The organism is Arthrobacter sp. NPDC058130 (assembly GCF_042884475.1).
Taxonomy (GTDB): Bacteria; Actinomycetota; Actinomycetes; order Actinomycetales; family Micrococcaceae; genus Arthrobacter.
Window position 1 is genome coordinate 39,006 of record NZ_JBHVTV010000001.1, and the last position, 25,949, is coordinate 64,954.

General features: G+C 68.1%; 28 protein-coding genes. 9 read left to right on the forward strand and 19 right to left on the reverse strand.

Annotated features, from left to right (window positions below; translation table 11 throughout):
- Positions 1-2: 2 nt before the first annotated feature.
- Complete coding sequence (locus ACFVTM_RS00195) at positions 3-1,121, reverse strand: histidinol-phosphate transaminase (protein WP_390201309.1); 1,119 nt, start codon at positions 1,119-1,121, stop codon at positions 3-5.
- A gap of 106 nt (positions 1,122-1,227) precedes the next feature.
- Between ACFVTM_RS00195 and ACFVTM_RS00200 the strand changes: the two genes are divergently transcribed.
- The gene (locus ACFVTM_RS00200; protein WP_390201310.1) at positions 1,228-1,614 is read left to right on the forward strand and encodes a phage holin family protein; all 387 of its coding nucleotides are present in this window, start codon (positions 1,228-1,230) and stop codon (positions 1,612-1,614) included.
- On the opposite strand, the gene ACFVTM_RS00205 is transcribed toward ACFVTM_RS00200, so the two are convergent.
- Both ACFVTM_RS00205 and ACFVTM_RS00210 read right to left on the reverse strand, forming a co-directional pair.
- Positions 1,565-2,920 (reverse strand): hypothetical protein, encoded by a 1,356-nt coding sequence (locus ACFVTM_RS00205; protein ID WP_390201311.1) that lies wholly within the window; start codon positions 2,918-2,920, stop codon positions 1,565-1,567. The genes ACFVTM_RS00200 and ACFVTM_RS00205 overlap by 50 nt on opposite strands.
- A 95-nt stretch (positions 2,921-3,015) precedes the next feature.
- Entirely contained in the window at positions 3,016-3,336 is a 321-nt protein-coding gene (locus ACFVTM_RS00210; RefSeq protein ID WP_390201312.1) for a hypothetical protein, read from the reverse strand.
- Positions 3,337-3,601: 265 nt separating this feature from the next.
- Here ACFVTM_RS00210 and purB point away from each other — a divergent pair, with 265 nt between their 5' ends.
- From purB to ACFVTM_RS00230, 4 genes are all read left to right on the forward strand, one after another.
- Positions 3,602-5,044, forward strand: a complete 1,443-nt coding sequence (purB, locus tag ACFVTM_RS00215) for an adenylosuccinate lyase (protein ID WP_390201313.1) — start codon at positions 3,602-3,604, stop codon at positions 5,042-5,044.
- Positions 5,041-5,712, forward strand: a complete 672-nt coding sequence (locus tag ACFVTM_RS00220; RefSeq protein ID WP_390201314.1) for a histidine phosphatase family protein — start codon at positions 5,041-5,043, stop codon at positions 5,710-5,712. Before purB ends, ACFVTM_RS00220 begins: the two co-directional genes overlap by 4 nt.
- A gap of 85 nt (positions 5,713-5,797) precedes the next feature.
- Positions 5,798-6,301 (forward strand): GNAT family N-acetyltransferase, encoded by a 504-nt coding sequence (locus ACFVTM_RS00225; protein ID WP_390201315.1) that lies wholly within the window; start codon positions 5,798-5,800, stop codon positions 6,299-6,301.
- Between the two features lie 84 nt (positions 6,302-6,385).
- The gene (locus tag ACFVTM_RS00230; protein WP_390201317.1) at positions 6,386-6,820 is read left to right on the forward strand and encodes an acyl-CoA thioesterase; all 435 of its coding nucleotides are present in this window, start codon (positions 6,386-6,388) and stop codon (positions 6,818-6,820) included.
- Between the two features lie 23 nt (positions 6,821-6,843).
- Here ACFVTM_RS00230 and ACFVTM_RS00235 read toward each other — a convergent pair whose 3' ends face one another.
- The 3 genes from ACFVTM_RS00235 to ACFVTM_RS00245 form a co-directional block, all read right to left on the reverse strand.
- Entirely contained in the window at positions 6,844-7,236 is a 393-nt protein-coding gene (locus ACFVTM_RS00235) for a nuclear transport factor 2 family protein (RefSeq protein WP_390201318.1), read from the reverse strand.
- Positions 7,237-7,364: 128 nt separating this feature from the next.
- On the reverse strand, positions 7,365-8,555 hold the full coding sequence (locus ACFVTM_RS00240) for a 4-hydroxybenzoate 3-monooxygenase (protein ID WP_390201319.1): 1,191 nt from the start codon (positions 8,553-8,555) through the stop codon (positions 7,365-7,367).
- Positions 8,556-8,644: 89 nt separating this feature from the next.
- A complete protein-coding gene (locus ACFVTM_RS00245; RefSeq protein ID WP_390202076.1) occupies positions 8,645-9,424 on the reverse strand; it encodes an IclR family transcriptional regulator in 780 nt (259 codons plus the stop codon).
- Positions 9,425-9,557: 133 nt separating this feature from the next.
- Between ACFVTM_RS00245 and ACFVTM_RS00250 the strand changes: the two genes are divergently transcribed.
- The gene (locus tag ACFVTM_RS00250) at positions 9,558-10,874 is read left to right on the forward strand and encodes an MFS transporter (RefSeq protein WP_390201320.1); all 1,317 of its coding nucleotides are present in this window, start codon (positions 9,558-9,560) and stop codon (positions 10,872-10,874) included.
- Here the strand turns inward: ACFVTM_RS00250 and ACFVTM_RS00255 are convergent.
- Positions 10,871-11,953 carry an FUSC family protein gene (locus ACFVTM_RS00255; RefSeq protein WP_390201321.1) on the reverse strand — a complete coding sequence of 361 codons (1,083 nt, stop codon included), beginning with the start codon at positions 11,951-11,953 and terminating at the stop codon, positions 10,871-10,873. The genes ACFVTM_RS00250 and ACFVTM_RS00255 overlap by 4 nt on opposite strands.
- 265 nt (positions 11,954-12,218) lie before the next feature.
- On the opposite strand from ACFVTM_RS00255, the gene mscL reads away from it, so the two are divergent.
- Together mscL and ACFVTM_RS00265 are read left to right on the forward strand one after the other, a co-directional pair.
- A complete protein-coding gene (gene mscL, locus ACFVTM_RS00260) occupies positions 12,219-12,752 on the forward strand; it encodes a large conductance mechanosensitive channel protein MscL (RefSeq protein ID WP_390201322.1) in 534 nt (177 codons plus the stop codon).
- A gap of 214 nt (positions 12,753-12,966) precedes the next feature.
- A complete protein-coding gene (locus ACFVTM_RS00265) occupies positions 12,967-13,752 on the forward strand; it encodes an ACT domain-containing protein (RefSeq protein WP_390202077.1) in 786 nt (261 codons plus the stop codon).
- A gap of 50 nt (positions 13,753-13,802) precedes the next feature.
- Here ACFVTM_RS00265 and ACFVTM_RS00270 read toward each other — a convergent pair whose 3' ends face one another.
- Positions 13,803-14,753, reverse strand: a complete 951-nt coding sequence (locus ACFVTM_RS00270) for a diacylglycerol/lipid kinase family protein (RefSeq protein WP_390201323.1) — start codon at positions 14,751-14,753, stop codon at positions 13,803-13,805.
- 219 nt (positions 14,754-14,972) lie between these two features.
- Between ACFVTM_RS00270 and ACFVTM_RS00275 the strand changes: the two genes are divergently transcribed.
- Entirely contained in the window at positions 14,973-15,164 is a 192-nt protein-coding gene (locus tag ACFVTM_RS00275; protein WP_390201324.1) for a hypothetical protein, read from the forward strand.
- Between the two features lie 35 nt (positions 15,165-15,199).
- Here ACFVTM_RS00275 and ACFVTM_RS00280 read toward each other — a convergent pair whose 3' ends face one another.
- The 11 genes from ACFVTM_RS00280 to ACFVTM_RS00330 are packed head-to-tail and all read right to left on the reverse strand — an operon-like array spanning position 15,200 to position 25,852.
- Positions 15,200-16,006, reverse strand: coding sequence for an IclR family transcriptional regulator C-terminal domain-containing protein (locus ACFVTM_RS00280; protein WP_390201326.1), 807 nt, complete (start codon positions 16,004-16,006; stop codon positions 15,200-15,202).
- 59 nt (positions 16,007-16,065) lie between these two features.
- A complete protein-coding gene (locus ACFVTM_RS00285; RefSeq protein ID WP_390201327.1) occupies positions 16,066-16,743 on the reverse strand; it encodes a 3-oxoacid CoA-transferase subunit B in 678 nt (225 codons plus the stop codon).
- A 1-nt stretch (position 16,744) separates the two neighbouring features.
- Positions 16,745-17,419: a 3-oxoacid CoA-transferase subunit A gene (locus ACFVTM_RS00290; RefSeq protein WP_390201328.1), complete on the reverse strand. Its 675-nt coding sequence runs from the start codon at positions 17,417-17,419 to the stop codon at positions 16,745-16,747.
- Positions 17,420-17,424: 5 nt separating this feature from the next.
- Positions 17,425-18,624 (reverse strand): thiolase family protein, encoded by a 1,200-nt coding sequence (locus tag ACFVTM_RS00295; RefSeq protein WP_390201329.1) that lies wholly within the window; start codon positions 18,622-18,624, stop codon positions 17,425-17,427.
- Positions 18,621-19,076 (reverse strand): 4-carboxymuconolactone decarboxylase, encoded by a 456-nt coding sequence (gene pcaC / locus ACFVTM_RS00300; RefSeq protein ID WP_390201330.1) that lies wholly within the window; start codon positions 19,074-19,076, stop codon positions 18,621-18,623. Before pcaC ends, ACFVTM_RS00295 begins: the two co-directional genes overlap by 4 nt.
- Positions 19,073-19,891, reverse strand: a complete 819-nt coding sequence (locus tag ACFVTM_RS00305) for an alpha/beta fold hydrolase (RefSeq protein WP_390201331.1) — start codon at positions 19,889-19,891, stop codon at positions 19,073-19,075. Before ACFVTM_RS00305 ends, pcaC begins: the two co-directional genes overlap by 4 nt.
- Complete coding sequence (locus ACFVTM_RS00310; protein WP_390201332.1) at positions 19,884-21,446, reverse strand: lyase family protein; 1,563 nt, start codon at positions 21,444-21,446, stop codon at positions 19,884-19,886. Before ACFVTM_RS00310 ends, ACFVTM_RS00305 begins: the two co-directional genes overlap by 8 nt.
- Positions 21,443-22,027: a protocatechuate 3,4-dioxygenase subunit alpha gene (gene pcaG, locus ACFVTM_RS00315; protein ID WP_390201333.1), complete on the reverse strand. Its 585-nt coding sequence runs from the start codon at positions 22,025-22,027 to the stop codon at positions 21,443-21,445. Before pcaG ends, ACFVTM_RS00310 begins: the two co-directional genes overlap by 4 nt.
- A gap of 7 nt (positions 22,028-22,034) precedes the next feature.
- The gene (pcaH, locus tag ACFVTM_RS00320; RefSeq protein WP_390201334.1) at positions 22,035-22,931 is read right to left on the reverse strand and encodes a protocatechuate 3,4-dioxygenase subunit beta; all 897 of its coding nucleotides are present in this window, start codon (positions 22,929-22,931) and stop codon (positions 22,035-22,037) included.
- 42 nt (positions 22,932-22,973) lie between these two features.
- The gene (locus tag ACFVTM_RS00325) at positions 22,974-24,971 is read right to left on the reverse strand and encodes a bifunctional sugar phosphate isomerase/epimerase/4-hydroxyphenylpyruvate dioxygenase family protein (RefSeq protein ID WP_390201335.1); all 1,998 of its coding nucleotides are present in this window, start codon (positions 24,969-24,971) and stop codon (positions 22,974-22,976) included.
- Positions 24,971-25,852, reverse strand: a complete 882-nt coding sequence (locus tag ACFVTM_RS00330) for a shikimate dehydrogenase (RefSeq protein ID WP_390201336.1) — start codon at positions 25,850-25,852, stop codon at positions 24,971-24,973. The genes ACFVTM_RS00325 and ACFVTM_RS00330 overlap by 1 nt, the downstream gene beginning before the upstream one ends.
- Between the last annotated feature and the right edge of the window lie 97 nt (positions 25,853-25,949).

A 25,949-nucleotide genomic window follows, 5' to 3' on the forward strand; every position in this document is an offset into this window, starting at 1 on the left:
CGCTAGGAACGCCGTGGCGGTTTTGTATAGATCGCACAGAGCTCCAGGAACCGGGTGTTGGCCTCCGCTTCGCCGATGCTGACCCGCACGCCCTCGTCGCCGAAGGCACGCACGGACAGCGCCCGTTCCGCCGCCAGGGCGGCGAATTCCGCACTGTTCGCGCCCAGGTTGAGCCAGACGAAATTGCCTTGGGCCTCCGGAATGAACCATCCGAGTTCCCGCAGTCCGGCCGTGACCCGGTCCCGCTCGTCAACCAGGCTTTGTACCCTTTCTACAACATCGGCGAAGTGGTCGAGTGAGGTGACCGCAGCCGTTTCGGCGATTTGGGACACCGCGAAGGGTGTGGCGGCGACCCGCAGGTGCTGTGTCAGTTCCGGTCGGGAGACGCTGTAGCCCACGCGGAGTCCTGCGAGGCCGTGCGCCTTCGAAAACGTCCGGAGGACCACGACGTTGGGGTACTTGCGGTACATCGCGATGCCGTCCACAGCGTCATCGGCCCGCACAAATTCCTGGTAGGCCTCATCGATGACCACCACGACGTCGGCGGGAACGGCCTTGATGAAGCGCTCCGTTTCCTCAGACGTCAGGATGGGGCCGGTCGGGTTGTTGGGCGTGCACAGCAGGATCATCCTGGTCCGCGCGGTAACTGCGGCGGCCATGGCCTCCAGGTCATGCCGCCCGTCGGCTGTCAGCGGGATGCGGACGCTCTCGGCGCCCGCCAGCCCGACGCAGATCGGGTAGGCCTCGAACGAGCGCCACGCGTAAATGACTTCGTCGGCTTTGCCGTCGTCGTTCTGGCCGGCGAAAGTAGTCAGCAGCTGGTTCAAGGCGCCGAGGCTGCCGGCACCCGTGACGATGTCCTCGGCGGGAACATCCAGGAAGCGGGCGAGCGATTCACGCAGCTTGCTGCTCAGCGGGTCGGGATACCGGTTGAAGTCAGTCTGCGCCGCGATGGCCTGCTGCACTGCAGGGATCGGGGGCAGCGGGTTTTCGTTCGAGGAAAGCTTGTAGCTGACCAGGCCCTCCACGGGGACGGGCGGTTTGCCTGCCGCATAGCGGGGCAGGAGGTCTACCACCGGACGGGGCCTGATGCCCCCGGCCGGGTTCTCTGATGAAGTCATGCCCACTAGCCTACTTCGGGTCGCCGCCGCTGTGGCGGGATGCCGTTGCGCTGCTGGGGGGTGATGGTCCCTGCCGCTGCGGCCGGGCGTATGACAGCATGGGGCCATGCGCTCATTCATCGTACGAGTCATCATCAACGGGCTGGCCTTGGCAATCGCCTGCTGGATCCTCACCGGCCTGGATATTTCGACCCAGGGCGACGGCACCATCAACGTTGTGCTGGGCTACCTGTTCATCGGCTTGATCTTTGGCCTTGTCAATGCCTTCGTCAAGCCCATCGTGAGCATCCTGTCTCTTCCGATCACCATCCTCACCCTGGGCCTGTTCACGGTGGTCATCAACGCTGCCATGCTCTACCTGACGTCCTGGATCAGCAGCTACACCACTGTGCACTTCACCATCGACTCGTTCTTCTGGACCGCGGTTTTCGCCGCCATCATCATCAGCGTGGTGTCCCTCGTGGCCAGCTTCCTTCCCGCCCTCGATCGCTAGACTCCCCCGGGCCGTCACGCTGTCCCGGGGTTGCGCGCGTTTCCCGCTGCGCCGGCCGGCCCTCGCGCCGGAACGAAAACCGGGTCACCGTCGCCGTCCCTCCTGTCCCGACGACTGCCGCCAGGGCCGCCGTGGAGTCCCGCAGCGTGTTGTCCCGGCTCGCCGAAATGAGGGCGGCCCCGTCGGCATAATTCTCCAGCCGGTGCCCTGGCCCCAGACCGAAGTCCGTAAGAGCCGGAATGGCCAGCGGGTTCGTGAGGGTCACGGTCACCCGGTCCCTGGTATCCGGATTGGCCAGCCCGTCTGCCCCGGGCACCCAGTCCTGCTCATGTTCCAGGTGCAGGCTGCGGATTCCCGGCTCCGGGTTGATGCCGCCAACCGGAGAACCCGCGGTCAGCACAAACTTGAGATCGTACTCGGCCAGGACGGCGCGGTCTTTGCTCAAATTCATCGCGTGGATCCCACCCTGGCTGTAGCCGACGGCCACCAGCTGGTCGCCGGCCTGGGCTCCCGCCTGCCGCAAGGCCTGACGGATTGCGTCGGCGGTTGATGCCGAGTCGTAGCCCAGGGCCTCGGCGATTCCGGCTGGATCAAAGGGGTTGGTGCCTTCCGGCAGGGTGCCCTGCTGCGTCCCGGGAATGATCACCACCCACGCGGGCCGGCCCCCGCCGTCGGCCTTGATGACCTCGATCCGGCCGCCCTGTTCTCCCACTGCTCCGGCCCGCCGCAGCAGCCCGGCCGGCGAGAGGTCGACGTTGGCCGAAAACGTCTCCCGGCCCACGATGTCGACGGGCCGGGGCTTGAGGAACGCGAGTCCCGGGGCGTCCGAGGCGTCCCGGACCAGCCGGCGGACATCAGTGGGCCCGCTGACTGCCCCGGCCACGGCGGCCAGGGGCAAGGGCAGGCCAAGCAGCACAGCGAGGTTCCGGGGCGCCGTGGCGACCCAGTCTTCAACGGCGCCGCGCATCCCGGGCAGGGCGAAGGGTACCGGCGATGCGCCGTACTCCGGGCCGTGCAGTCCCATCCGCAGCAGCAGGGCATTCCGGGCCTCGGCATATTCGTACTCGCGGTGGCTGGCACGGACGTCGTCTCCGATGCGCTGGAGTTCTGACCGGACGCGGCCGACATCCCGGCCGGCCTCCCCCACGGCGATGATGGCGTTGCTGCCGCTGGCATAGGAGTCGGACTGGTAAGGGAACAGTGCGCGCCGGACGGCGTCGGCCTCGATTTCAACCCATTGCAATTGCCGGACCAGCCCGTCCAGTGCGGCGGCGCCCGCCAGCAGTTCCTCGAACTGGAAGCTCACCCCTCCGATTCCGCCCCGGATGCGAAGGCTGCCGTCGGCCGGTGGCGCGGAAACCCCGGGCGTGCCGCCGGAGCCTGCAGGCGTCACCTCGGCCATCAGGGGCCGGTCCGGTCCGCAAGCGTCACGTTCCGCGCATGCCGGAGCACCACTGTCACGGCGTCGAGCAGGGAGTCCCGGCTTCGGCGCAGCGCCGCCGCGTGCAGGGACAACGTCAGCCGGTAAGCGCGGCCAGCCGGCGACTGCCACGTCTGCAGTTCCAGGCGCGAGAGGTTGGCCAGCACCCCGTCCGCCTCATCGGCGCACCTCGCGACGCGCGCCGCGAGCTGCTGGACTTCATAACTGCGCGAAGCACACTCGAGGGCATCGGCGGCCGTCACGCCAAGAACAGCAACGCTGCCCGCCGGTCCGGGTGACATCCCACTACTTGGTGACATCCAACTACCCGGCGACATCCCACTACTTGGTGACATCCAACTACCCGGCGACATCCCACTACTTGGTGACATCCCACTACTCATGGACCCGACGCTAACGGGCGGCCAGGACCGGCTGAAGCCCACCGCCCCGCTATGTGGACAACGCCCCGGACGGCGGTCGGCGTCGGCCCGGGAAATTCATGCGGCACTGTCATAAGAACAGGTGCGCTTAAGGCCCGGCGGCACTTCGTGAAAGAATCGGCACATGCCTGAAACTGCCGCCACAGCTGATACCCGCACGCCATCCGGACGCCTGGCCCTCGCCGCGTCCGACCACCAGATCGCGCTCGGCCCGCTGGATGGCCGCTACCAGTCCGCCGTCGCGCCGCTGGTGGACTACCTCTCCGAGGCGGCCCTGAACCGCGACCGGGTCGCCGTCGAGGTTGAATGGCTGATCCACCTGACCGCCAACAGCGTCCTGCCCGGCGCCGGCCCGCTCACGGCGGATCAGCAGCAGCAGCTGCGCGCGATTGTCACGGAGTTCGACGCCGCATCCGTCACCGAACTGGCCGAGATCGAGGCTGTCACGGTACACGACGTCAAGGCCGTGGAGTACTACATCGGCCGCCGCCTGCCCGGCATCGGCATCAACCACCTGACCGCCATGGTGCACTTCGGCTGCACCTCCGAGGACATCAACAACCTCTCCTACGCCCTGGGCGTCAAGGGAGCCGTGGAGGACGTGTGGCTGCCCGCGGCCCGCGCCCTCGTTGCGCAGATCAGCGCCATGGCCGAGGCCAACCGCGCGGTGCCGATGCTCTCCCGCACCCACGGCCAGCCCGCCACTCCCACCACGCTGGGCAAGGAATTGGCCGTCTTCGCGCACCGCCTCACCCGGCAGCTGGACCGGATTGCCCGGACCGAGTACCTCGGCAAGATCAACGGCGCCACCGGCACCTACGCGGCCCACGTTGCCTCCGTCCCCGGCGCCGACTGGGAAAACGTCTCCAAGGGCTTCGTCGAAGGCCTCGGCCTGACCTGGAACCCGCTGACCACCCAAATCGAAAGCCACGACTGGCAGGCCGAACTCTATGCCGACGTCGCGCGTTTCAACCGCATCCTGCACAACGTCTGCACCGACATCTGGAGCTACATCTCGATCGGCTACTTCGTGCAGATCCCGGTGGCGGGCGCCACCGGTTCCTCGACCATGCCGCACAAGGTGAACCCGATCCGCTTCGAAAACGCCGAGGCCAACCTGGAGATCTCCTCCGGCCTGCTGGACGTGCTGGGCTCCACCCTGGTGACCTCCCGCTGGCAGCGCGACCTCACCGACTCCTCCTCGCAGCGCAACATCGGCGTGGCGTTCGGCCACTCGCTGCTCGCCATCTCGAACGTCGCCAAGGGCCTGGACCGGCTCAAGGTTGCCGAGGAGGTGCTGGCCGCGGACCTGGACACGAACTGGGAAGTCCTCGGCGAGGCCATCCAGATGGTCATGCGCGCCGAGGCCATCGCCGGCGTCGAAGGCATGGAGAACCCCTACGAGCGGCTCAAGGACCTGACCCGCGGGCAGCGCGTGGACGCTGCCCGGATGCAGGAATTCGTCCAGGGGCTCGGCCTGTCCGCCGACGCCGAGGCCCGGCTGCTGGCCCTGACCCCTGGCAAGTACACGGGCATCGCCGACCAGCTGGTGGACCACCTCAAATGAGGCTCCTGCTCATCCGCCATGGCCAGACGCCCGGCAATGTTCTGGGCCAGCTGGACACGGCGCATCCGGGGCCCGGCCTGACAGAACTCGGCGAACGCCAGGCCGAGGCGTTGTCCCGTGCCCTGGCGAACGAGCGGGTCCATGCCCTCTACGCCTCCACCCTGATCCGTACGCAGATCACGGCCGCGCCCCTCGCCCGCGTGCACGGGCTGGAAATCGAGGTGCTCCAAGGCATTCACGAGATCGAAGCCGGGTCTCTGGAGAAGATGACGGACCACGAATCGCACAAGCGGTACATGGGCACCATTTTTTCCTGGGCGGACGGCGATCTGGACCGCCGGATGCCGGCCGGTCCCAGCGGCCGGGACTTCTTCGAGCGCTATGACGCCGCGATGGCCAAGATCGCGGCGCGGGAAAACGGCGCGGGAAACTCAGGATCCGTAGCCGTGGTCAGCCACGGCGCGGCCATCCGGGTGTGGGCCGGCCTGCGGGCGGGCAACATCGAACCGGACTTTGCCATCAAACACGCGCTGGACAATACCGGAATCGTGGCACTGGACGGCGATCCCGATACCGGCTGGGAGCTCATCCACTGGGACGACAGCCCCGTGGGCGGCCTTGCGCTGGCGGATCCGACGGCGGAGGATCCCACCGGCCGTCAGGCGTAGCGAAACGCTTACCGGCAGGAAACACAGCCGAAACCGCTGGTGCCTAGCCTTAGACTGCATAACACTTCGGCGAATCGAGGCAGTCATGCAGACCAACCCGCGGCTCAACATCCGTCAGGTCACTTGGGCGAACCCGGTCGGCGCGGACCTAAGGGCCGCCCAGCAGGCGGAACTCGAGGCCCGCTTCGGCCGACCCGACCACGAACCCGGCCCGCCGCCGTCGGAAGCGGACACGGCGGTGTTCCTGGTGGCACATGACAAGGCTTCCGGCCAGCCGGTGGGCTGCGGAGGGCTTCGCATGCTGGACGCCCGGACGGCCGAAATCAAACGCCTCTACGTGCTGCCCTACACCCGGGGCTCTGGTGTGGCGAGCTCCATCCTGGCGGCCCTCGAAGCCCACGCCCACGCGCTGGGGATCACCACACTGACTGCGGAGGCTGGCTCGGTGCAGACCGACGGACGGCAGTTCTACGAGAACTCGGGCTTCGTCTCGGTGCCGAACTTCGGACCGTATATCGGCGTGGCGCACTCATACTGCTACGCGAAGCCGATCGATTCGCACAGCGCCGCTCACACCGCCATGGCGTAAGGCCACGCTGCACCGCAGACCGGCACCGTCAACCGGCACCGTCACAGAACGCCGGTCCGTCACGGAGTGGGCTAGCCTCGCACTATGGAATCGGCCGACATCACTTTCCGCACCCGCAAATGGGTGCGGCCAGAGGACCTCAACGCCAATGGCACCCTGTTTGGCGGGAGCCTGCTGAAGTGGATCGACGAAGAGGCTGCCATTTACGCCATCCTGCAGCTGGGCAACGGCCGGGCCGTCACCAAGTACATCTCGGAAATCAACTTCGTCAGCTCCGCCGTCCAGGGCGACCTGATCGAAATGGGCCTGACCGCTACCCGCTTCGGCCGGACGTCGCTGACCATGCGCGCCGAGGTCCGGAACATGATCACGCGGCGAAGCATCCTCACGATTGAGGAGATCATATTCGTGAACCTGAGCCCCACCGGGAAGCCGGAGCCGCACGGATACACCGAAATCACCTATGACCGGGACCGGATTCCGACGCACCACCTCACCGAGACACTGGATCAGGACTAAGTTCGGCCGGACGGGTTGTTTGGTCAGGTCCAGAAATCGTCTGCCTTGGCCGTATCCTCGAAGAACTCCCGCCCTTCCCTGATCTTTCCGTCGCGGACCACAAACGTGATGACGGTGGCCATGTCCAAGGTCTTGCCGTTGTTTTGTGCGCGGGTTTTCTGGATGGCGACCGTGTAGTTTTCCCCGCCGACGATGTCCTCGAGGTCTGCCTGGAAGGAACCCTGGGTGCGCGCTCCCAGTTCCCCGAAGTACGCCAGGATCGCGTCCCGGCCCTGCTTGGTTCCGGACAGCACGCCGCTTCCGGCAACGTGCCAGACTGCGTCCTCCGCGAACATTTCGCTGAGGGTCGCCATATCCCCTGCGTTGAAGGCCGTGTACCCGCGTCGGACCAGTTCAACATTCTCTGCGGTTCCCATGATCGTGCACCTCTCCGTCATCTTTGTCGGGTCATGCTGGGACGGTTCAAGGGTAGTCCTGGCCCCGGTGGCTGTCGATGGAAAAATGCATCGCCGCAGGACCTTCCGGCAGGACGCCGGGCAGGGCCCTAACGCGCGTCCGGCCAGCCCGTGTAAGCCTCCGCGAGATAGGCGCGACCATGGCGGGATGACACCACGGACTGGAGCTCGCCAAGCTGGCGGGCACGGGAAAAGTCGTCGGCGTCGGCGGCCGTGTGCAGCATGGAAGTCATCCAGTAGGAGAACTGCTGGGCCTTCCACACCCTGCCAACGGCACGGTCGCTGTAGGCATCCAGGAGCGCGGTTGAGCCGGTGGAATAGAAGCTGTCGAATCCTTCGAAGAGGACTTTGACGTCGTTCAGCGCCAGGTTCAACCCCTTGGCCCCGGTGGGCGGCACCGTGTGCGCGGCGTCGCCGGCGAGGAACAGCTTGCCGTGCCGCATGGGGGCCTGGACAAAGCTGCGGAATTTCAGGACGGTCTTGTCGATCACGGGTCCTTCCTTCACCTCGAAGCCGTTGCCGTTGACGCGGCTCCGGAAGGCGTCCCAGATGCGGTCTTCGTCCCAGTTGTTGACGTCCTCGTTGGGGTCGCACTGGAAGTACATCCGCTGGACCGTCTCGGTGCGCTGGCTGATCAGGGCGAAGCCGTTCTCCGAGTTGGCGTAGATCAGCTCGTCTGAGCTGCGCGGCGCCTCGGCCAGGATGCCGAACCAGGCGAAGGGATATTCGTGGAAGTACCGTTTGCGCCGCGCCTCGGGGATCTGCTGGCGGCAGTGGCTGCGTGAACCGTCCGCGCCGGCGATGAAGTCGGCCTGGAGCTCGTATTCGATGCCGTCCTCATCCGTGAACCAGACCTTGGGCTCGGCCTCGATGTCATGGACGGTGGCCTCCTTGACCCCGTACCTGACGTCCCCGCCGTCGGCCTTCCGGCGTGCCGAGAGATCCAGGAACACATCCGTCTGCGGGTAGAGCCAGACCGATTCGCCGACGAGGTCCTGAAAGTCGATCCGGTGGCTTTCACCATTGAAGCGCAGTTCGATGCCGTCGTGGCGGTCGCCGTCGCGCAGCACGCGGTCGGAGACACCGCTGTCAACGAGCAGGTTGACCGAGCCGTGCTCCAGGATGCCGGCGCGGACCGTTTCGGAGATCTCCTGGTGGCTGCGGAGTTCGACGACGGTGGATTCGATGCCGGCCTTGGCCAGCAGGTGGGACAGCATGAGCCCGGCCGGGCCGGCACCCATGATCGCTACCTGGGTGGTGATGACTTTCCGCTGTGCCATGTGCGTCTCGCTTCGTCGCGGGGTCCGGGCGGGCCCGGAGCCGTATTCGTGGTCCGGCTAACAGTGTGCTCCCGCAGGCGTGATGCCCGTTACACGGATGCCGTTGAATGGAATCCGACGGTCTCGCGGGGCTCGCCAAGCCGCCGCCCGATGCCGCGGGCTGCGGTCTGGAGGGCTGGGACCAGCGCCTGCAGGCGCATCTCCCGGAGTGGAACGACGACGCCGAGGGCCGCCACAGCCCGCTTCCGGCGGTCCAGCACGGGGACGGCAATCCCCCACGTGTCCGGATCTACGACGCCGGCCAGCTGCGCATAGCCCTGGCGGACGGCCTCATCAAGGAGGCTGCGGAGGTCGGCAGCGGCCAGCCTCCCGGCCGGGTCACTGAACTCTTCGAGGTACTCGGCCTGGACCGTGCGGGGCTGGTTGGCCATCAGCACCAGTCCTGCGGAGGACACGTGCACGGGCATCCGGCCGGCCACCTGCGCACGGTTGACTGCGGAGCCCCGGCGGGACAGCCGCTCCACGAAGAGCACTTCAGCGCCGTCCAGCACGGCAAGATTCACGTTTTGGTTCAGCACCTGCTGGATGTCCTCCATGAACGGCAGGGCCGCCTGGCGGAGCTCAAGCGTGGGCGAACTGCGGTTGGCGAGTTCCCAGAGCCGAAGGCCCAGGCTGACCGAGCCGCCGGGGCCGACGTCGAGCAGTCCGTGTCCTGCAAGCTGCCGGACCAGCCGGTGCGCAGTGGTCACGGGAAGTTGCGCCCTCGCGGCCAACTCCGAGAGCTGCAATGCCGTGACACCCTCCGGGAAAGCGGCGATCAGCCGCAGGACGCGGTCCACCACTGAGTCGCCGGAGTTCGAATTGGCCACCATGCCCCTTCCGTTGAATGGTTTTAAGTGTCCCACGCAACACCCTCGGGTGATAGAACTCTCACAATAGGAAGAGGCCGGCCGGCACCGGCCGGGCACACGGAATCACGTAAATACTAGCGCTGAGGTAGCAATGTCAATGTCGTCATTGGAAAACAAATCACGGTGGCCCGTGTGGCTCTGCTGGCTGGCCATGGTGCTGGACGGCTTTGACCTGGTGGTCCTCGGCACCGTCATTCCGACCCTCATCAAGTCGCAGGAACTTGGTTTCGACGCAGTCGGGGCAACGTTCGCGGCAACCATCTCCCTGGTGGGCGTGGGGCTCGGCGCACTCTTCATCGCCCCGCTCTCGGACCGCCTGGGCCGGCGGAACCTGCTGGTGGCCTGCGTGACGTGGTTCTCCATCTTCACCATCGCCGTCGTCTTCGCACCCAACGTGGCATTGTTCAGCACGTTCCGGCTGCTGGCCGGCCTGGGCCTGGGCGCCTGCCTGCCCGCCGCACTGGCCTACATGAACGACTACGCACCTGCCGGAACGGCCGGAAAGTCCACCACCCGGACCATGACCGGTTACCACGTCGGAGCCGTGGCTACCGCGTTCCTGGCCCTCATGGTGATCCCAAGCTGGCGGACCATGTTTGTAGTGGGTGGCCTGGCCGGTTTTGCCCTGGTCCCCTTCCTGTGGTTCAAGCTGCCGGAGACCCTGCCGCCGGTGCACCACATCCCCGCAGCCGCCAAGGCCCCGGCCCTGGCCGGCACAGTCCAGGCCGGCAGCCCTGCCCGGGCTGGCAACCCCGCCGAGGCCGCGGCCCCGGCCGCCGAAGAACGCGCCAGCTTCCGGGATCTGCGCCGCAAGCCCTACCCGCTGATCGCAGCCGGCGTGGCTGTGGCGTCCTTCATGGGCCTGCTGCTGGTCTACGGCCTGAACACCTGGCTGCCGCAGCTCATGGCCTCCGCCGGCTACAGCCTGAATGCCGGCCTCGCCTTGCTCCTGGTCCTCAACGTGGGCGCTGTGGTGGGCCTATTGATCGCCGGGGTCCTGGCGGACCGGCACGGCACCAAGAGGATCGTTCTGCTCTGGTTTGGCCTCTCCGCCGTGTTCCTCGCCGCGCTCAGCATCCAGATCCAGAACGAACTCGTCCTCTATGCCGCCGTGTTTGTCACCGGCGTCTTCGTCTTCAGCTCCCAGGTCCTGGTCTACGCCTGGGTCAGCCAGCTCTTCCCGGTCCGGCTGCGCGGCACCGCACTGGGCTTCGCCGCCGGCGTGGGCAGGCTGGGAGCCATTTTGGGCCCGGCGGTCACCGGCGCACTCGTGGCCGCCGGCATTGCCTACCCGTGGGGCTTCTACGTTTTCGCCGCCGCCGCGGTCCTGGCTGTCCTCGCCCTCGCCTTCGTCCCGCAGACCGTCGCGGCAGTGTCCCGCACCGGCGCCGGCGTCGGGCGCTCCTAGCGCAGGCGCCCGGGGGTCCCCGCTTCCCGGCGGCCCGCCAGGCGTCGCCATGCGCCGGGCGCCAGCACGACGGCGATGCCGACGGCGGCGCCGATGATCGTCTCGATGATTCTGTCGCGGAGCAGGATGCCCGGCGGGATGGGCGCGACGAGCAGCGTCGACGTCAGGGCCAGGGGCGTGACAAAGACCTGCGCCAGCATGTACTGCCGCGCGATGAACATTTCGGCCCCGAACTGGCACGCGGCGATCACCAGCACTGTCTGCCAGGGGTTCGGCTGCAGGAGCAGGATCCCGGCGAGCAGGACCAGGCCCAGGGCGGTGCCGGCGATGCGCTGCAGGCCCCGGCTGACGCGGTGCCGCGTGGTGTGACCCACGAGCGGGACGACGGCGGCCACCATCGCCCAGTAGTTGTGGCCAACCCCGAGCCATTCGCCGGCGAGGGTTCCCAGTGTGCCTGCCAGGCCTGCCGCCACGAGGTAGCCCGCACTTTCCTGCCACGCGGCGCGCTTCTCAGCCGGCGTCAGCCTCACGGGTTCCGGCCACACCCACGGGGTCCGGCGGCTCCTGGCCACACGCGATGACTGTCCGATGAGCAGGGAGAACGCGGCCGTGAGCACCGCCACCAGCATGGCCTGCCACAACGGCGGCTGGTTCGGGATTGAGGCGATGGCCGCGAACGCGAAGATATGGAAGAGCGAGCCGGAGGGGCGAAGGCGCCACAACGCGACCACGAGGGAACAGGCGCCGGCCACTACCGTTGTGGTCCCGACCAGGACCCAGGTGGTGCCTGCCGCCGAAAGCCCGGCAAGAGCGTCCACGCGCGCGGTGAGGGCGGCCAGGAACATCACCAGGAGCATCAGGCCACCGGCCCGCACCTGGAGGCTCAGCCGCCTGGCGTGCGGCTCATTCCGGCCATAGATTCCGGTGAAGGCGCCGAAGGAGGCAAAGATTGCCAGGTCGAGGCGGTCCAGCAGTACCAGGGTGATCAGCGGAACGAAGACGCCGACGGCGCAGCGCAGGGCAACCTGGTGGTCCTTGTTGGCCGGCGCGATGGTGAGCATCTCGGCGAACATCTTCACGGCGCCCACCCCACGGGGCCAACGTCACGGCGCCCGGTCCACGGCCGTACGGCTTCATGGCATGTATTCATGGGCTTGCCTTCACGGGTGGGGGCCCCTTTCGCAGCGGTCGGAGTGGTACGACGGCGTCACTGGCATCCACGACGGATGTTACTCCGGAACCCCAACGGCTGACGCACCGAATCCCGTTGATCGGGATCGGCTCGGCGTACCGTGAGGTGGTAGCGTCTAGCGGTTGAATCACGCAAACAACCGGAGGTTCCCCATGCTCAAAGGCTTCAAGGATTTCATCCTGCGCGGCAACGTGATCGAACTGTCCATCGCCGTCGTGGTCGGCACCGCATTTACTGCTTTGGTCAGCGCCTTCACGTCAAACATCGTCAACCCGGTCCTCGCCGCGGCCGGCGGCGTCGAGACCCATGGCCTGGGCTTTTTCGTCTGGCCAGGCAACGACAAGACCTTCGTCAACATCGGCGCCGTCGTGACGGCCTTCATGACGTTCCTCATCACCGCCGCGGTGGTCTACTTCATCTTCGTGGCACCCATGAACCGGATCAACCGCATGGTCAAGAGCCGGCTCGGCGCAGCCGAGCCCGAGGAAGAGCCGATTCCGGCCGACACCGCGCTGCTGGCCGAGATCCGGGACCTGCTCAGCACACTGGCCGGCACGGAACACGACGGCGGCCGCACCGGCGTCGAGAAGACGGTTGAGAAATACGGTAACGCGGTGGACCATACGGTAGGAAACGCGGCGGACTTCGTGGACGAGGACAGTCCGCGCCACGCCGCCACGCGCTAGCTGCACTGCCCAGGCAGGCGCCTTTTCCAGCGCTGGTTCGAAACCGTCACGAGGCGGCAATCCGGCCGAAACAGGGGGCCGGAATCATGGGAGCATGACGCGCACCGCCGAAGGCAAGACCCCAGGCAAGACCCCGGCCAAAACACCAGGCAAAACACCGGGCAAGACCCGGCCCCCGGCCACGTCCGAGCTGCGCTGCGAAGTGTGCGGCCAGATGCCCGAACCGACCAAGGCGCGGCTGACCCTGGCCAACATCGCCGTGATGCTTCCGATCGAATTGCTGGTGCACGCGGCGGTGGTGGAAACACACCTGCCGTACGTTGCCAAGGTCCTGGTGCTGACCATGACCGCGACCATCCTGGTGATCTGGGTGGCCGAACCCTCGGCGGCCCGGATGCTCAGAAGCTGGCTGCACGCTCCGGCCCTGCGCCACCGCAAACGGCTTGTCGCTGCACCTGCCCTGTGGCGGGCGCGGACCGTCCTGAAGGACAGGCCCGGATCGCTGCAAAAACTGACGCAGACCCTGGCCGGACTCAACACGAACATCCTCAGCATTCATGTCCACCCCGTGGCTGGCGGCGTGCTGGACGAGTTTGTGCTCTCGGCACCGGGTGAAGTCCGCGAAGCCGAGCTGCTCCGGGCACTGCGGGCGGGCGGCGGAGCGGATCCGCACGTCTGGCCCACCACCGCCCTGGCCATGGCCGACGGGCAGACCGGTGCCCTGAGCCTGGCCGCCCGGATCGCCGCCAGCCCCGAGGAGCTGCCCCTGGCCGTCGCGGAACTGCTGCGGGCCCGGATCATGCCAGGACCGGCCGCCGGCAACCCCGAGGCGCCGTCCCCAAGCGGCCCGGACGGGACTGTCCTGAAAATCCCGACTGCGTGGCACGGGCCCATCGCGTTTTCCCGGCCCGGCGAGCCGTTCACGCCGGCCGAGTCCGCCCGCGCGCACCGGCTGGCCGAACTCGCTGAGATCCTGGCGCACCGCCGGGCCGCACACTAGCCCGGGCGGAGCGCCGGACCGGGCCCGGCCCCACTAGTCCGGGCGGCGGGTCAGATGGCCGTCATCCGGATGCTGAGGGCGCCGGGTTCCACCGTGACGCTGAGGTGCTTGGCCTTGCCGAGCGGGTCACCGTCGAGCTGGAAATCCTGCTCGTGGGCAAGTTCGATCTCGGCTGACTTTCCGGCAAAGTATTCCACCGAGGCGTCCTTGGGCTTGTTCCGGCCGAAGACCCCGGCCAGCACACCCAGCCAGCCGAGGCGGCCGACGGGTGCCAGGATCACGACGTCGAGGATTCCGTCGTCGATCTTGGCTTTGGGGAAGATCTCCACGCCACCCATGATCTTGCCGCAGTTGCCCACCATCACGCTGCGGATCCGGCGCCGCACGGCGTGCTCGCCGTCAATGCTGATCTTCGCCCGGATGGGCTTGCCCGGCAGGTGCCGGATCCCCGCTTCGACATAGGCGAGCCAACCCACGCGGTCCTTGAGTTCGTCCACGGTGTTGGCCATGATGGCGGCGTCGTAGCCTAGCCCGGCCATGACAAGGAAGGTTTGCTCTTCCTCGGCGTGGTCCAGCCTGGCCTTCACCACGTCCACCTTGACGTCCGTGCCGCTCAGGACGTCGTAGCTGGCGGCCACGGGGTCGGTGATGTCGACGCCGAGATTGCGGGCCAGCAGGTTGCCGGTGCCCATAGGCACCAGGCCCATCGGCGTGCCGGTGCCCGCGAGGACCTCCGCCACGCAGCGGACGGTTCCGTCACCGCCCGCGGCGATGACGACGTCGACTCCGGCGTCCAGGGCCTCGCGGGCCTGGCCAATCCCAGTGTCCTCCTTGGTGGTCTCCAGCCACAGCGGCTCGGCCCAGCCCTGGGTCTCGCACAGGCGGAAGAAGGAGGCACGGAAGCTCTCGCCGGGAGACTTCATGGGGTTGATGACCACGGCGGCCCGCCGGGGCGCGGTGTTGTCGGGGGTCTCCGGCGTCGCGGTGTTGTTCTCTGTCATGACGTCCTTAAGGCAATGGGGCGGGGAGAGGTCCCTAACGTGAAATCCTAGCCGCAGTGTCCGCGCAACCTCCTCAACGCCAGCGCCAATCGTGGACGTCCCCTCGACAGCCTCACTAGACTGGGTTTCGTGATGTGCCGGAGCCTGCGCTCCGGACGCCGAAAGTGGGAGCAGATGACTGAACCAGAGAAGTATTCGGCTACCGCTGAATCATCGAGTATGGATCCCCATGATTGGGGCCGGGCGATGGCCCTGGCGCTCACGCGGCTGGCCGAACAGCTCGCCCCCGAAGACAGCGAGGACATCCATTCTTCGATAGTGGACCGGGGCCTGCACCTGAAAATCAGTGACGAACCCGGGGGCGTCACCATCACGGTTTCAACAGAGCCCATCCCGGATGCCGCCCCCTGACACAGCTCTCCCCGGACGCCCGTCAGGGGCGTGTTTCACCGCCCCGAGGTCAGGTCCTCCGAGATGAGTTCCGCCGTCGCGACGGTTGCCTCACGCACGGCCTCGAGGTAGGCAGCAGGATCGGGCTGCGCCGAAACCGTCTGGGCCTGCAGCGAGACGTTGATCGCCGCCACCACCTTGGGCCCGTCATGGACCGGCGCCGCAATGGACATCAGTCCCAGCTCCAGTTCCTGGTCCAGCAGGCACCAGCCCTGGGCACGGACCGTGTCCAGCTCCGCCAGGAGTGCAGCCCGCGTTCCGATGGACCCTGGGGTCAGGGGCCGGATGTCGGCGGCCGCGAGGTACTCTTCGAGCTTCGTCGGGGGCAGGGCCGCCAGCAGCACCCTGCCCATTGACGTCGCGTAGGCGGGGAAGCGGGTGCCCACTGTGATGCCCACCGTCATGATCCGCCGGGTCGACACCCGCGCGATGTAGGCGATGTCGGTGCCCTCCAGCACCGCTGCCGACGTCGACTCCCCCAGCTCGAGCGAGAGCTCCTCCAGGTGCGGTTGGGCGAGCTGCGGCAGGGACAGCCCGGACAGGTAGGCGTAGCCGAGCTGCAGCACTTTGGCGGTCAGGGCGAAGATCTTGCCGTCCGTGCGGACATAGCCCAGCTCCACGAGGGTGTGCAGGAACCGCCGGGCCGTAGCCCGGGTCAGTTCCGTCCGGGCAGCCACCTCGGTCAGCGTCATCTTGGGGTGTTCCGTGTCGAAGGCACGGATCACCGCGAGCCCACGCGCCAGCGACTGCACGTACTGGTCGCTGGCCGCGGGCGCGCCGCCGCTCCTGGCTGGCTCAATCATTTCTCGCCTTTCGGTCCCGCATCACTTTATCCGGGCGCAGGCCGGCCGGGGGCAGGCTGTCAGCTTCCGTCCGCCGCCGCACGCAGCGGCACCGGGACCATGGCCTGGAGTTCCTCGAGGGTGCAGCCGAAGGTTTCGCGGACCTGGACGCCGTCGGGTCCGGTCAGGAAGACTGCCTTGTCCGTGTAGACCCGGGTCACGCAGCCGATCCCGGTGAGCGGGTAGGTGCAGGCCTCGACGATCTTGGACGCGCCGTCGCGGGTCAGGAGGGTCATCATGACGAAGACGTCCTTGGCGCCGGTGGCGAGGTCCATGGCGCCGCCGACGGCGGGGATCGCGTCCGGGGCGCCGGTGTGCCAGTTGGCGAGGTCTCCCGTGGCGGAGACCTGGAAGGCGCCGAGCACGCAGATGTCCAGGTGCCCGCCGCGCATGATCGCGAAGGAGTCCGCGTGATGGAAGTAGGACGCCCCCGGCAGTTCCGTCACCGGGATCTTGCCGGCGTTGATGAGGTCGCCGTCGATCTGGTCCCCGGCGGCTTCCGGGCCCATGCCGAGCATGCCGTTCTCGGTGTGCAGCGTGATGTTCTGCCCGGGTTCGAGGTAGTTCGAGACTAGGGTGGGCTGGCCGATGCCCAGGTTCACGAAGGATCCGGGCTCGATGTCGCGCGCCACGAGGCGGGCGAGATCGTCACGGCCCAGGGGTTTGTCGGAGGTCTGGATCGTCGTTTGGATGCTCATCTCAGGCCACGCTTTCTGTGTTCACACGGACGATGCTGTTGACGTAGATTCCGGGGGTCACGATGACTTCCGGGTCCAGGCCGCCGGTCGGGACGATCCCGGAGACCTGGGCGATGGTGTGTTTCGCGGCGGCGGCCATGATGGGACCGAAGTTCCGGGCGGTCTTGCGGTAGACGAGGTTGCCCGCCCCGTCGGCCGTGAGGGCCTTGATGAGGGCGACGTCGGCGTGGATGGGGGTTTCGAAGACCTGCCACTTGCCGTCCAGGAAGCGGGTTTCTTTGCCCTCGGCGAGCATGGTGCCGTAGCCGGTGGGCGTGAAGAAACCGCCGATCCCGGCGCCCGCGGCCCGGATCCGCTCGGCCAGGTTGCCTTGCGGGACGAGTTCGAGCTCGATATCCCCGGCCTTGTACTTGGCGTCGAAGTGCCAGGAGTCGGACTGCCGCGGGAAGGAGCAGATCATCTTCCTCACCCGGCCCTCCTTGATCAGCAGGGCCAGGCCCTGGTCGCCCTGGCCGGCGTTGTTGTTCACCACGGTCAGGTCGGTGGCGCCGCACTCCAGCAGCGCGTCGATCAGTTCGAACGGCTGGCCGGCGTTGCCGAACCCGCCGATCATCACGGTGGAGCCGTCCTTGATCCCGGCGACGGCCTCGCCCACGGTGTCGATGAAATTCAGCATCTTTCCTAACCCTTCACGCCGGCAGTGACGTTTTCGAGGACAACGGCCAGGCCCTGGCCCACGCCGATGCAGATCGCGGCAACACCCCAGCGTTCGCCGGAGGCCTGCAGGCTCCGGGCCAGGGTGCCCAGGATCCGCCCGCCGGAGGCGCCGAGCGGGTGGCCCATCGCGATCGCGCCGCCGTGCCGGTTCACGATCGAAGGGTCGATGCCCCAGGCATTGATGCAGGCCAGGGACTGCGCGGCGAACGCCTCGTTCAGTTCGACGGCGCCCACCTGGTCCCAGCCGATGCCGGCCTTCGCGAGGGCCTTGTTCGCGGCCTCCACCGGGGCGTAGCCGAAGTACTGGGGGTCATTGGCGTGTGCGCCGCGGCCCGCGATGCGGGCCAGCGGGTCCAGGCCCAGCAGCCCGGCGGCGGCCTCGGACCCCAGCCAGGCCGCGGAGGCGCCGTCGGAGAGCGGGGAGGCGTTCCCGGCGGTGACGGTGCCGTTCGCGGTCCGGAACACGGTCTTGAGCCCGGCGAGCTTCTCCGCCGAGGAACCGGGCCGGATGCCTTCATCGCGGACCAGGTCCGTGCCCGGGACGGGGGCGACGAGGGTGTCGTAGAACCCCTCGTCCCAGGCTGCGGCGGCGAGGTTGTGCGAGTTCGCGGCGAATTCGTCCTGCGCCGCGCGGGTCACGCCGTACTTCTCCGCCAGCCGTTCGGTGGCCTCGCCCAGGGAAATCGTCCAGTCCTTCGGCATGGCCTTGTTCACCAGGCGCCAGCCCAGCGTGGTGGAGGCCAGGGTCAGGTCCCCGGCCGGGTAGGGCTTCTCGGTCTTGGGCAGCACCCAGGGGGCCCGGGACATGGACTCAGCGCCGCCGATCAGCATGAGTTCGGCGTCGCCGGTGCTGATCTGCCGGGAGCCGATGATCGCCGCGTCCAGCGAGGAGCCGCAGAGCCGGTTGACCGTGGTGCCGGGGATCGAGACGGGCAGCCCGGCCAGCAGGGTGCCCATCCGGGCGATGTTGCGGTTTTCCTCACCCGCGCCGTTGGCGTTGCCGAACACCACCTCGTCGATGCGTTCGGCGTCGAGGTCCGGGGCGCGCTTCACGATTTCGCGGATCACGTGGGCGGCGAGGTCGTCCGGGCGGACGGCGGCGAGGCCGGAACCGAACTTGCCAAAAGGCGTCCTCACGGCGTCGTAGATGAAAGCCTGGTTCATGCGTTTGAATCCATTTCTGTGTTGTCCATGGAATGGAACACCTGCTGGGCGGTCTTGAACGCGGTGTTGGCCGAGGGGACCCCGCAGTAGATGGCGGTCTGGAGCAGGATTTCCTTGATCTCGTCCCGGCTCAGGCCGTTGGTGATGGCGGCGCGAATGTGCATGGCCAGTTCTTCCCAGTGCCCGTGCGCCACCATGGCGGTCAGGGTGACGGCCGAGCGCATCTGGCGGCTGATCCCGGGCCGGGTCCAGATGCCGCCCCAGGCGATCCGGGTGATCATGTCCTGGAAGTCCTCGGTGAAGGAATCCTTGTTGGCGTTGGCGCGGTCCACATGCGCGGCGCCGAGGACCTCGCGGCGGACTTTCATGCCGCCGTCGTAGATCTCCTGGCTTGTGGCGCCGGGCTGGACTACCCCGTTCCGCTCGGGGCCGGTCCGCTCGGGGCCGGTCATTCGCCCGCTCCCTGCGACTCGGTCCAGGTGATGAGGCTCTTCAGCAGTTCGGCGATGTGGCCCGGCGCCTCGAACGGCGCCAGGTGTGCCACGCCCTCCAGGCTGACGGCCGTGGCCGTGCCGCCGCCGGAGGTGATGCCGGCGGCGACCTCCTGGGCCATCGACGGCGGCGCTACGGCGTCCAGGACGCCGGCAACAACCTGGGTGGGGACGCGGATGGTGCCGAGCTGGTCCCGCACGTCGAAGCCGGCCAGGGCCTCGCAGCAGAAGGCGTAGCTGAAGCGGTCGGCGTCCCGGAGCGTGTGGAGCAGCCGGCTGCTGAGCTCCGGCTGGCTGTCCATGAATCCCGGGGCGAACCAGCGCTGCGCGGAGCCCTGGATCATCACGGGGGTTCCCTGGGTGCGCACGGTTTCGGCGCGCTCCAGCCAGCCATCGGGGGTGCCGATCTTCGCGCCGGAGCACTGCACGGAAAGGCTCTTGAGCCGGTCGCCGTGCTTGATGCCGAGCTGCAGGCCGGTTGCGCCGCCGAGGGACACCCCGGCGTAGTGGAAGCGCGCACCCGGGGCGATCGAGTCGACCAGGCCGATCACGGCATCCGCGAGGTCAGCGACCGTGAAGGCCTCCTGGGCCGCCGGCGAGACGCCGTGCCCGGGCAGGTCCCAGGCAACGACGTCGACGTCGCCGCCGAGCGCGGCGCCGGCCTGGCTCCACACCAGGGAGGATGTTCCGAGCGAGGGCCCGACGATGAGGAGGGGCTTCTCTCCCAGCGCGCGCTGGGGCGAGAGCAGGACTGCTTTGACGGTGGGTCTAGCCACGGGAAGCTCCGTTCTGGAGTTGGTGGGCGGCGGCACGGCCGTATTCTGATGAGGCCGGGCCGGCGGTGTATTCCGGATACGCCGCGAGGATGCGGCGGGAGATGTCGGAGGCCTGGCCGAGGTAGTTGGCCGGGTCCAGAAGCTCCTCGAGCCGGGCATCGGTGAGGAGGTCTTCCGGGACGGCCGCGCGGAGCAGTGTCCGGTAGGTGGCCGCCTGCTCCGCGGCCGGGGCCCGGAGCGTTGTGTCCACAACGGCCTGCAGACGCTGTTTCCCGTTCCCGCCCGATCCTGTCCCGGCGCTGTGCTCGTTCAAAATGTGCGTGTCCAAAAGCGGCGCGACGGCGGAGTTGACGGCTTCGGAGAGCAGCAGCGGGCCGGCGAGATCCAGGTTGCGGCGCATCGCCGAGGGGAAGACCTCCAGGCCTTCGGCCAATTCGCGCAGCTGCGCCGCGGCGCCGAGAGCCAGGCGCAGCAGCTCGCGCAGGGCCGCCCATTCGCTGTGCCACGCGCCGTCGGGACGTTCGTCGTTGAAATTGGCGGCCGCGAGGTGCAGCTGTGCGGCCAGCGCCGGGGACTGCAGGGCCGCGCTGCGGATCAGCACGGACAGCACGGGGTTCTGCTTCTGCGGCATGGCCGAGGACACGCCCCGCCCCGCCGCGCGCGGCTCCGCGAGCTCCGCCACTTCCGGCCGGCTCAGGAACAGGACGTCCGCGGCCATCTTGCCGGCCGCGTCCGTCACTGACGCCAGCGCGTCGCCGAGCGAGGTCACGGCCAGCCGGTTGGTGTGCCAGGGGGCCGGGACGGTCGCGAGACCCAGGCGGCTGGCCAGCCGGTCCGCGAGGTCCAGGGGAGTCAGTGCACCGCCGGCAGTCAACCCACCGCCGGCAGTCAACACAGTCCCCGCGGCCAGCGTTCCGGCGGCGCCTCCGGTCTGCACGGGCAGTTCGAGAGCTTCGAGCCGGCGGGCCGCGGCGGCCAGCCCGTTGAACCACTGCGCCGCCCGAAGCCCGAAGCTGTACGGCAGCGAGTGCTGGGTCAGGCTGCGGGCCACACACAGCGTGTGCGCATGGGCTTCGGCAAGACCGGCGAGGGCAAACGTTGCCGCCTTGAGCTCGGCAAGCAGCTTGCGCACAGCCCCGGCAGCCAGCAGCATCAAGGCCGAATCCAGCACGTCCTGGCTGGTCAGCGACGCGTGAACTGCCTGGACCGCGCCCAGCCGCGCGACGTCGAGGTCCCTGACCTGTTCACGGAGGTCCGCAAGCAGCGGGATGACGGGATTGCCGCCGCCCTGGGCGCGGACGGCGATGCCCGCGACGTCGTACCGCCGCACATCCGCGGCGGCCGCCACCACCGCGGCGGACCCGGCCGGGACGAGGCCGGCGTCGTCCAAGACCGCCGCCCAGGCGGCCTCCACCTGGAGGATGGCCGCGAGCACTGCACGATCCCCGGTGAACGCTGCCACAAGGGGCGACGCCGACACGGGACTCAGCAGGCCAACGTCACCGTGCAGGCCGGTGTTGCCGTCGACCTCGCCGTCAGTCTCGAAGGAAGTCACGTCGAGGCACCTGCGGCGTCGCTGAAATCCAGGAACACTGTTTCGCCGTCCCCCTGCAGGCGGATGTCCCAGTTCAGGCCGCCGTCCGGATCCCGCCGCGCGATCAGCGTCCGGCGCCGGTCCGGGTCCAGCGAGCTGAGCAGCCGGTCCTGGGCCAGCGCGGCCTCGTCCTCGGGCAGGTAGACCCTGGTGAACAGGCGGTTCATGAGGCCGCGGGCGAACACGGCCACCGCGATGAACGGCGCCGCCCCGGCCTCGGTGGGTCCGGGGTTGACGGTGGTGAACGTGAACGTGCCGGTGTTCCCCACGGCTGTGCGGCCGAAGCCCGTGAAGGTGTAGCCGTCGCGGACCAGCGAGCCGGTACGCTGCGGGACGTTGCCATCCCCGTCTGCCTGCCAGATTTCCAGGATCGCGTCGGGGATGGGGTGACCGGCGCCGTCGTAAACGGTGCCCTGGAGCCGGATGGAACCGGGGGATCCGGGCGACAGGAGCTCGCGGTCCTTCGCGTAGGGCAGGGCGTAGCCGAAGAACGGGCCGACGGTCTGCCCGGGGGTCGGGGCCAGCTGGGTGGGCTTATTCATGGCGCTCCTATTCATTTTCGTCGCCTCCTGCGCCCAGGGCCTCGTTTTCCGTCCAGGTCCGCTTGGATCCGGTCAGGACGATGTCCCAGTTGTAGGCCATGGCCCATTCAGGTTTGGTCTGCTCGTGGTTGTAGGTGGCCACGAGGCGGTCGCGGGCTTCCTGGTCCACGATCGACTGGTAGATCGGATCCAGCGGGAACAGCTGGTCACCGGGGAAGTACATCTGGGTGATGATCCGCTGGGTGAATTCCGTGCCGAACAGCGAGAAATGGATGTGCGCCGGCCGCCAGGCGTTGAGGTGGTTCTTCCACGGGTAGGCGCCGGGTTTGATGGTGGTAAAGCTGTAGCTGCCGTCCGCCGCGGTGATGCAGCGGCCGACGCCGGTGAAGTTGGGGTCGATCGGCGCCGGGTGCTGGTCGCGCTTGTGGATGTAGCGGCCGGCGGAGTTGGCCTGCCAGATTTCGACGAGCTGGCCCGCGACGGGGCGTCCGTCACCGTCGAGCACGCGGCCGGAGACCACGATGCGTTCGCCCAGGGGCTCGCCGTTGTGCTGGATGGTGAGGTCCGACTCGAGCGCGTGGACGTCCATGTGCCCGAACGCCGGCGAGTACAGCTCAATGGTTTCCGGGTCCGCGTGGTGCAGGCTCTTTGTCGGATGGCGCAGGACGCTGCTGCGGTACGGGGCGTAGTCGAGCCGCGGCTGGACCTCGGCCGGGGCTCCGTCTTTGAGGGCCCGCGCATAGGCCTCGCCGATTGCCTTCATCTCGGCGCTGAGGTCCGCCTGGGACTCCGCAGCGGCGTCGAGCGGCGCGTACGTCTTTGGTGCGGCCTCCGTGGCGGCGTCGGACACGTCCTCGGTGATCGGGTCAGCGTTGAATATCTCGAGGTTGATTTCTTCAGGCACAGCAGCCTCCTTTCGGTGGTGTGATTGTTGTTCGGGTGGGGTTCAGGAACGGCGGGTCAGCTCGTGCTCATGGTCGTACTGGACGGCGTGCCGCACGGGGGCGTTTGGAGCGCCATAGCCGTCGTAACTGCCGCGGCGCTCGACCATTTCGAAGAACACGCTGCCGACGGTGGCGGTGTAGAAATGCAGGAATTCTCCGTCGGCGTCACGGTCATAGAGCAGGTTGAGTTCGCGGAGTGTCGCGAGGAATTCGGGGTCCAGCGCGAACCGGGCATCGAGGTCCTCGTAGTAGTTCGCGGGGATCTGCAGGAAGTCCAGGCCGCGGTCCCGTGCTGCCCGGGCCGTCGCCACGAGGTCATCCACGGCGAACGCCACGTGTTCCTGGTAGGTGCGGCGCTGACCCGTTGCCGCCGTCGTAGTCCCCGACATTCCGGCGGGGGCTTCCTGCTGCAGCAGCGGGGCCAGGTTCAGCACCAGGCGGACGCCCCGGTCCTGCGTCAGCATCACCTGCGACCGGACCAGCCCGGTGGGACTGGCCACCTCGGCATAGGGCTGCGGTTCCAGAGCGAGGGCGCTGGTGTAGAACAGCACGGCCTCGTCAAAGTGCTGCCACGGCTGGGCCAGGTTCACGTGGTCGATCACGGCACCGGCACCGCCCCCGGCAAGATCCGCCGCGGTGGCCTCCAGGCCGTCGCCGAATTCCCGGGTCCACGCGGCGGTGCCGCCGGGGTTGCCCTGGCACAGGAAGATCTCGGTGGAGTCTGGGGCGGCAAAGCCCTGGAATATCTCCTCATTGGCCTGGCTCTTGCGCGGCACGGCCGGGGCCTTGAGCTGCTGGGCGCGGGCGGCGGCAATGACGGGGGAATCGACGTCGAAACCCAATGCGGAAATAGACGCAGAAACAGCAGGCGCGGCGGCGGTTCCGGCGCCGGCCGTCGCTACTGTGCCGGAAGCGGCGGGTTCTTCGTTGATGATCACCCGGGCGTGGCCCATGGTCCACAATTGCACGTTCTTGGTCCGGTGCCGGCCGTTGGACGTGAAACCGAGCTGGCCGAGCAAGGTCTCGAGCGCGGCCGTGTCCGTTGCCCTGACCTCGGCGAAGTTGAAGCCGGCGGGCTCGGCCACCCGGGGAAGCGTGGCGAGTTCCATGGGATAGCGGCGGCGGCCCGGCGTGCCGGCCGCCTGCCCCGCTACGCCGCCGGCGGCGGGGACGGGGTTGGCCTCAAGCCATGCGGCGCTCTGTTCTTCGAGCCAGATCAGCGACCGCATCGCGTCCACGGCGGTGCGTTCGACGTCGGACTGGCGGAAGACGTCGTTGAACACCTCCAGCGACACGGGGCCGGTGTAGCCGGCGCGGACCACGTGGCCCATGAACTGGGCGAGCTCGAACTGGCCCTCGCCGGGAAACACCCGGTAGTGCCTGCTCCAGGACAACACGTCCATCGACAGCTTGGGGGCGTCGGCCACCTGGACGAAGAAGATCTTTTCCGGGTTGAAGGCCTCGATCGGCGCGGTGTCCCAGTCGCGGGAGAGGATGTGGAAGGAGTCCAGGCAGGTGCCAAGGTTGGGGTGGTCCACCAGGTCCACGAGCCGGTGGGAGTGCTCGTAGTCGTTGACGTACTTGCCCCAGGCAAGGGCCTCATAGGCGACCTTGACGCCGTGGTCACCCGCGAGGTGCGCGAGCCGGGAGAGCTGGGCGGCCCGGAGCTCGTCGTCGTCGATCGTGGCCGTGCCCACGTTGGAACAGAGCAGCATGGTGTCCATGCCCAGCCGGGACATGAGCCGGAATTTGGCGTCCGCGCGGCGAAGGTTGGCGGCGAGCAAATCCTCGGGAACACTGTCGAAGTCGCGGAACGGCTGGTAGAGGTCCAGGGTCAGGCCAAGGTCGGCCGCCAGCTTCCGGACGTCCTCCGGGCTCAGCGGGGACGTCACGAGGTCCTGTTCGAAAATTTCTATCCCGTCGAAGCCGGCCGCGGCGCAGGCCTGCATTTTCTCCCGCAGGGTCCCGGCGAGGCAGACGGTGGCGATTCCGGTGCGCATCAGGCGGCCACCCCTTCCGCGGCGACGAGCTCAAGAAAGTGGGAGCGCATCCGCTCGGCGTCGGCCTGGCGCCCAGTGAAGATCCGGAAGGCGTCCGCCGCCTGGCCCACGGCCATCCGGCCGCCGTCGAGCACGTCACAACCCTTGGCGCGGGCCTCCCGGACCAGCTCGGTTTCGATCGGCCGGTACACGATGTCGGCCACCCAGTGCCGGGACTCCACGAGGGACATGTCCAGTGGAACGCCGGGATGGGCGGCCATGCCCACGGGGGTGCAGTGCACCAGGCCGTCGGCCTGAGGCATGAGCCGCGGCAGCTCCGCCGTCGTCCGGGCGGTGACGGTCTGGTCCGGGAAGAGTCCGGCGAGTTCGGCCGCCCGGGCGGCGCAGCGGGCGGCGTCGGTGTCCACGAGGTCCAGCTGGCGGACTCCCGCGGTGAGCAGGGCATAGGCGACGGCGGATCCGGCGCCGCCAGCCCCCAGCTGCACCACTCGGTCCAGGGTGGCGCCGGGGAGGCCGGAGGCCAGCGCCGCCGCGAAGCCGGAAAAGTCGGTGTTATGGCCGATGAAGCGGCCGTCGCGGATGACCACGGTGTTGACGGCGCCGAGGCGCCGGGCGTCGGCTGAGACCTCGTCGAGGTAGTCGAGCACCAGCTGCTTGCAGGGATGCGTGATGTTCAATCCGTTGAATCCGAGGTTCCGGGCGCCTGCCAGCAGCTCCCCCACGGCTTTGCCCGGCAGGCCGAGTTCGGTCAGGTCGATGGGGCGGTAGAGGTACCGGAGGCCCTGGACGTCCCCTTCCCGTTCATGCATGTAGGGCGTGAGGGAGGGCATGACGCCGTCTCCCACGAGGCCTACGAGGAAGGACTCTGCTCGATTGCTCATCCGGTTAGCTCCTTTGACAACGGCACTCGGCGGGCTGGGACGTTTTCGGCGTCTCCGACGGACCGGGTGACAGGGATTACATTACAGACTTTGTTCA